At 73.1% G+C, this 5,115-nt stretch carries 7 protein-coding genes; 4 read left to right on the top strand and 3 right to left on the bottom strand.

The features are described from left to right. The coding region (locus tag HW578_RS22635) for an RluA family pseudouridine synthase (protein WP_232479209.1) at positions 1-688 on the bottom strand (688 nt) is incomplete at its 3' end. Between HW578_RS22635 and HW578_RS22630 the strand changes: the two genes are divergently transcribed. Next, positions 687-1,589, top strand: a complete 903-nt coding sequence (locus HW578_RS22630) for a PfkB family carbohydrate kinase (RefSeq protein WP_198372976.1) — start codon at positions 687-689, stop codon at positions 1,587-1,589. The two genes, HW578_RS22635 and HW578_RS22630, sit on opposite strands and share 2 nt — an antisense overlap. Positions 1,590-1,742: 153 nt before the next feature. Here the strand turns inward: HW578_RS22630 and HW578_RS22625 are convergent, their stop codons facing one another. Further along, positions 1,743-2,399 carry a dienelactone hydrolase family protein gene (locus tag HW578_RS22625; protein WP_408906263.1) on the bottom strand — a complete coding sequence of 219 codons (657 nt, stop codon included), beginning with the start codon at positions 2,397-2,399 and terminating at the stop codon, positions 1,743-1,745. A 47-nt stretch (positions 2,400-2,446) separates the two neighbouring features. Between HW578_RS22625 and HW578_RS22620 the strand changes: the two genes are divergently transcribed. Beyond that, on the top strand, positions 2,447-2,623 hold the full coding sequence (locus tag HW578_RS22620; protein ID WP_198372974.1) for a DUF4169 family protein: 177 nt from the start codon (positions 2,447-2,449) through the stop codon (positions 2,621-2,623). Between the two features lie 60 nt (positions 2,624-2,683). After that, entirely contained in the window at positions 2,684-3,070 is a 387-nt protein-coding gene (locus tag HW578_RS22615; protein WP_198372973.1) for a RidA family protein, read from the top strand. A 75-nt stretch (positions 3,071-3,145) separates the two neighbouring features. Here HW578_RS22615 and HW578_RS22610 read toward each other — a convergent pair whose 3' ends face one another. Further along, positions 3,146-4,480 (bottom strand): acetyl-CoA hydrolase/transferase family protein, encoded by a 1,335-nt coding sequence (locus tag HW578_RS22610; RefSeq protein WP_198372972.1) that lies wholly within the window; start codon positions 4,478-4,480, stop codon positions 3,146-3,148. A gap of 57 nt (positions 4,481-4,537) precedes the next feature. Between HW578_RS22610 and HW578_RS27990 the strand changes: the two genes are divergently transcribed. Further along, the gene (locus HW578_RS27990; RefSeq protein ID WP_198372971.1) at positions 4,538-4,993 is read left to right on the top strand and encodes a YciI family protein; all 456 of its coding nucleotides are present in this window, start codon (positions 4,538-4,540) and stop codon (positions 4,991-4,993) included. Positions 4,994-5,115: the final 122 nt, after the last annotated feature.

Raw genomic sequence — 5,115 nt, 5'->3', positions numbered from 1 at the left:
CGGCCAGCGCCGCGCGCATATGCGCGGGCACCGGCGCCTGCGCCGCCAGGGGCGGGTCGAGCGGCAGGGCGATGGCGCGGGCCAGCAGGTGCAGCCCGCCGGGCTCGCCCGCGCCGTAGACGGGGTCGCCCAGGATCGGGAATCCCGCCGCCGCGCAATGCACGCGCAGCTGGTGCGTGCGGCCGGTGAGCGGGCTCAGTTCCAGCCAGGCGGTGCCCGCCCCGCGGCCGAGGACGCGCCAGCGCGTGACCGCAGCCTGCCCGCCGGGGGCGACCTCCATGCGCCAGCCGCGCGCCGCGCTGCTGGTCTTGGCCAGCGGCGCGTCGATCACGCCTTCGTCCCCGGCCGGGCCGCCGCGCACCACGGCCCAGTAGGTCTTGCGCGCCAGGCCCTCGGCGAAGATGCGCCCGAGCGCGGCGAGGGCCGGCTTGGTGCGCCCCAGCACCAGGCAGCCGGCGGTGTCCGTGTCCAGCCGATGCGCGGGCTGCGGGAGATGCCGCTTGCCCATGCGCAGCGGCTCCAGCCAGTCCTCGAGCGAGGGGCCGCCGCGCGGGCCACGATGGACCGGCAAGCCGGCCGGCTTGTCCAGCACCAGCACGTCGTCGCGCAGCAGCAGGATGCGCGCGGCGATCGTTGCAGGCGGCGCTTGGCGCGATGCGGCCCGGCGTGGGACGCTGCGCTGCATCATGGCATCCCCTCCCCTCGTCATCTGCCTCGGCAATGTGGTGGCCGACCACACCTTCCGCGTCGAGGACGTTCCCGCCCCCCCGGCCAAGATCGCCGCCCGGTCCTACAGCATCGGCCCAGGCGGCATGGCCGCCAATGCCGCGATCGCGGCCGTCCGCCTGGGCGGGCGCGCCGCCTTCTGGGGGCGCGTGGGCGATGACATGAACGGCGAGCCGCTAGCCGAGGCACTGGCGGCCGAAGGCGTGGACGTGTCCGGCCTGCGGCGCGTGCCCGGCGGGCGCACGCCGGTCGGCGCGGTGCTGGTCGATCCGCGCGGGGAGCGCACCATCATCTCCTTCCGGGGATCGGGACTCGGGACCGATCCCGCCTGGCTGCCGCTCGATCGGATCCGCGAGGCCGGGGCGCTGTGCTGCGACCCGCGCTGGCCGGAGGGCGTGGCCGCCGCCGCCGCCGCCGCGCGTGCCGCCGGGGTACCGGTGGTGCTGGATGGCGAGCGCAGCGAGACGCGCATCCTGGTCGACCTGGTGCCCCGCGTGGACCACGCGGTCTTCTCCGTGCCCGGCCTGGCGAACTTCCTGCCCGGCCGCGGGCCGGAGGAAGGGCTGCGCCAGGCCCTGGCGTCGGGCCCGGTGAAGGTCGCGGCGGTGACGCAGGGCGAGAAGGGCGTGCTGTGGATGGCGGCCGGGGACGAGAAGCCGACGCGCACGCCGGCCTTCCCCGTGGAGGCGACCAACACTACCGGCGCGGGGGATGTGTTCCACGGCGCCTATGCGCTGGCCGTGGCCGAGGGCATGGACATCCCGCGCGTCATTCGCTTCGCCGCCGCCGCCGGCGCGCTGCGCGCGCGCGACGGCGCGACGCCGACGCGCGCGATGGCGGAGGAGATGCTGGCCGGCGGCTGAGAGACCGTTTGAGAATCCGCCGTTCGGCGCATTCTGCAGTCCGGCACCGGCCCGCTCCCCCACCCGGCCAACCAATTCAGGATACTGTCGTGGGTGGCCGGGTGAGGGAGCGGGCCGGTGCCGTTATTCTCAAACGGTCTCCGAGGCCCGGCGTCAGAGATGCTTCGCGAAGAATTCCAGCGTGCGCTTCTGCGCCAGCGCCGCGTCATTGGCTGAGTAGGACCCGCGCTCGTCGCAGGCGAAGCCGTGGCCGGCGCCGGCATAGACATGGATCTCGACCCCGGGCTGCGCGGCGCGCACCGCCTCCACGTCGGTCATCGGGATGGAGGCGTCGGTCTCGCCGAAATGCAGCTGGACGGGGCAGCGCGCCACCTCGTTCTTCGCCGCGGCGACGCCGCCGCCATACCAGCCGGATGCCGCGCTGAAGGCGCTGGTGCGCGTAGCGCCATGCCAGGCAACCGTGCCGCCCCAGCAATAGCCGACGATGCCGCGCTTCGCGCCCCGCGGCAGCGCGGCGGCGGCGGCGAGGATGTCGAGCACGGTGAGCCCATCGTTGATCTTGCCGCGCAGCTCGCGCCCCTGCGCCACGTCGGCGGCCTCGTAGCCGAGCTCGATGCCCGGGCCGACACGGTCGAACAGGGCCGGGGCGATCACGGCGAAGCCCTCGGCGGCGAAGGCGTCGGCCACGTTGCGGATGTGGTGGTTCACGCCGAAGATCTCCTGCACCACGACCAGGGCGCGGTCGGCGTTCTGCGGGCCGGTGCGATAGGCGGCCAGGCGGTGGCCATCGGCGGCGGTCAGCGAAATCATCGGCATGGGCGTATCCCCTCAGGCGTGTGGCGGGCTATCCTCGATGCATGGCCGAGATCGTCAACCTCAACAAGGCCCGCAAGGCGCGCGCGCGGGACGACAAGGCTGCGGAAGCCGTCGCCAACCGGGCGAAGCACGGCCGCAGCAAGGCGCAGAAGCAGAACGACGCGCGCGCCGAGGATCGCCGCCGCGCGCTGCTCGATGGCGCGAAGCGCGAGGAATGACGGCGCGGGCCGCCCGGGCGCCGGTCGCGCGCGCCATCCCCCGTGGCGGGGCCTGAGCCGATGCGCCACCACCTGCTGGCGGGCTTCCCGCCCTCGGTCTCGCCATCCTCGCATGCGGTCGAGGCCGACGGCTTCGTCTTCCTGACCGGCCAGTTTCCGCGCGACCTGGACGACCCCGACGCACCGCTGCCCGAGGGCATCGCGGCGCAGACCGCGCGCACCATGGGCAATCTTTCGCGCGCGCTGGGCGCGCTGGGGCTGGGCTTGCAGCACCTGGTCTCGGTGCGGGTGTACCTGACGCAGTTCGAACGCGACTACGCGGCGATGAACGCCGCCTATGCCGCCGCCCTGCCCGATGGCGGGCGGCCGGTGCGCACCTGCGTGGGCGTCACCGCGCTGGTGCGCGGCGCACTGATCGAGATCGAGGCGGTGGCGAAGCGGCCCTGATGCCTGAATGGCGAGGGCGCAGCCGCTGTGCCGCGCGCGGGGCTGGCGGAGCGGCCACGCGCGACTGCATGGGCTTCAGAACAGGCTGCGCGGGATGATGCCGCGCTCGCGCGCCTCGCGCGACAGATCCTCGCGGAAGTCGGGGTGTGCGAGGCCGATCAGCGCTTTGGCGCGCTCGGGCACCGACATCCCCTTCAGGTTCGCGATGCCGTACTCGGTGACCACGTACATCATGTCGGACCTCGGCGTGGTGACGATGTTGCCCGTCGTGAGCGCGGGCACGATGCGGCTTTTCCGCACGCCCTTCCGTTCATAGGTGGAAGCAAGGCAGATGAAGGACTTGCCCCCCTTCGACGCATAGGCGCCGCGGACGAACTGCAACTGCCCCCCGGTGCCGGAGATGTGGCGGTGGCCGTCGGATTCCGATGCGGCCTGGCCCTGCAGGTCGATCTGCGTGGTGTTGTTGATCGCAACCACGCGGTCGTTCGCGGCGATGATGTCGGGCAGGTTGGTGGCATCGACCGTGCGGCACATGAAATCCGCATTGTCGTGCAGCGTGGCGTAGGTCGCCTGGCTGCCGAGCGCGAAGCTGTAGGTAACCAGGCCGCGGTCGGTCGCCTTGCGCGCGCCGCTCACGCGCCCGGCGCGGTACAGCTCCACCAGACCGTCGTTCAGCATCTCGGTATGGATGCCGAGGTCCTTCACGCCGCTGTGCAGAAGCAGCGTGGTCACGGCGTTGGGCATGCCGCCGATGCCCACCTGCAGGCAGGCGCCGTCCTCGACCTCGTTGGCGATCAGGCGCGCCACCGCGCGGTCCACCTCGGTCGCCTCCGCATTGGGCAGTTCGGGCATGGGGCCGTCCTCACCCTCGATGATGAAGTCCACGTGGCTGCGATGGACGCGGACCTCGGGGCCGACCACGCAGGGCATCCGGGGCGCGACCTCGAGAACCAGCACCTTCGCGCGCTCGATCACCGCCGGGTGCCACAGGCAGAGCGGACCGATGTTGAAGAAGCCATCGGCATCCATGGGCGCGGCCTTCATCACCGCGATGTCCACGCGGTCGACGAAGCGGCGGTAGTAGTCCGGGATCTCGCCGAGGTTGCACGGGATGTAGCTGACCCGCCCGGCATCGTGCTGCTTCCGGTCGTAGCCGGAGAAATGCCAGTTGAAGACGCGGAAGACGCGGCTGTCGGGATCGGCCTCGAGCACCGCGCGCGGGCGCATCGACAGGCAGTTGCGGATGTTCACGTCGTGCAGCTCGCCGGCGCGGGCGGCCAGCGCGCGGTCGAACAGGTCGGGCTGGTTGAAGCCGGTGGCGTAGTCCAGCCACTGGCCCGGCTGCACCAGCGCGGCGGCCTGCTCGGGCGTGACAATGCGCAGCGTCTTTCCGCCGGTGGTGCTCTGCATGCGGCCTCCCCTGCCCCCCGCTCGGGGCCGGACCGCTCTCTCCCAGAAAAGCCCGCGGTGGAAAAGCCCGGCCGCGCCTGTCGAAATCCCCCCTCCCCGCGCGTCATGATGGCGGCGGCGATCGGGCCGCCCCCCGAGACGGAGCAGGACACGATGCAGGCGATGCTAATGATCTGGAGCGACGACAAGGCATGGGACGCCATGCCGCCGGCGGCGCAGGCCGAGGCGATGGGCGCCTACCGCGCCTATGCCGCCGCGCTGGCCGAGGCGGGCGTGATGCGGGCGGGCGAACGGCTGAAGCCCGCCGCCGGTGCGGCGATCGTGACGCTGCGCGACGGCGCGCCGCAGGTGCTCGACGGCCCCTATGCCGAGACCCGCGAGCAGCTCGGCGGCTACTTCCTGATCGAGGTGCCCGACATGGAGACGGCGATCCGCTGGGCGGCGCGCTGCCCCGGCGCCGCGCATGGGCGCGTCGAGGTGCGCGAGATCTGGCCCTCGCCCCCGCCGGCATGAACGCCCACGCGGCGGCGGAGCGGGCAGCGCGGGAGTCGTACGGGCGGCTGGTCGCCTGGCTGGCCGCGCGCGGGGGCGACCTCGCCGCGGCCGAGGATGCGCTGGCCGATGCCTTCGCCGCC

Origin of the sequence: Roseomonas rosulenta, assembly GCF_016106005.1 — a bacterium.
GTDB lineage: Bacteria > Pseudomonadota > Alphaproteobacteria > Acetobacterales > Acetobacteraceae > Neoroseomonas > Neoroseomonas rosulenta.
The sequence above is the reverse complement of the archived record's forward strand: the minus strand, read 5'-3'. Positions and strand labels throughout refer to the sequence as shown.

Coding starts and splice junctions, on each gene's coding strand:
- HW578_RS22610 (WP_198372972.1), bottom strand. CDS start 4,480: ATGCAGAGCACCACCGGCGGAAAGACGCTGCGCATTGTCACGCCCGAG.
- HW578_RS22625 (WP_408906263.1), bottom strand. CDS start 2,399: ATGATTTCGCTGACCGCCGCCGATGGCCACCGCCTGGCCGCCTATCGC.
- HW578_RS22615 (WP_198372973.1), top strand. CDS start 2,684: ATGCGCCACCACCTGCTGGCGGGCTTCCCGCCCTCGGTCTCGCCATCC.
- HW578_RS22630 (WP_198372976.1), top strand. CDS start 687: ATGGCATCCCCTCCCCTCGTCATCTGCCTCGGCAATGTGGTGGCCGAC.
- HW578_RS22620 (WP_198372974.1), top strand. CDS start 2,447: ATGGCCGAGATCGTCAACCTCAACAAGGCCCGCAAGGCGCGCGCGCGG.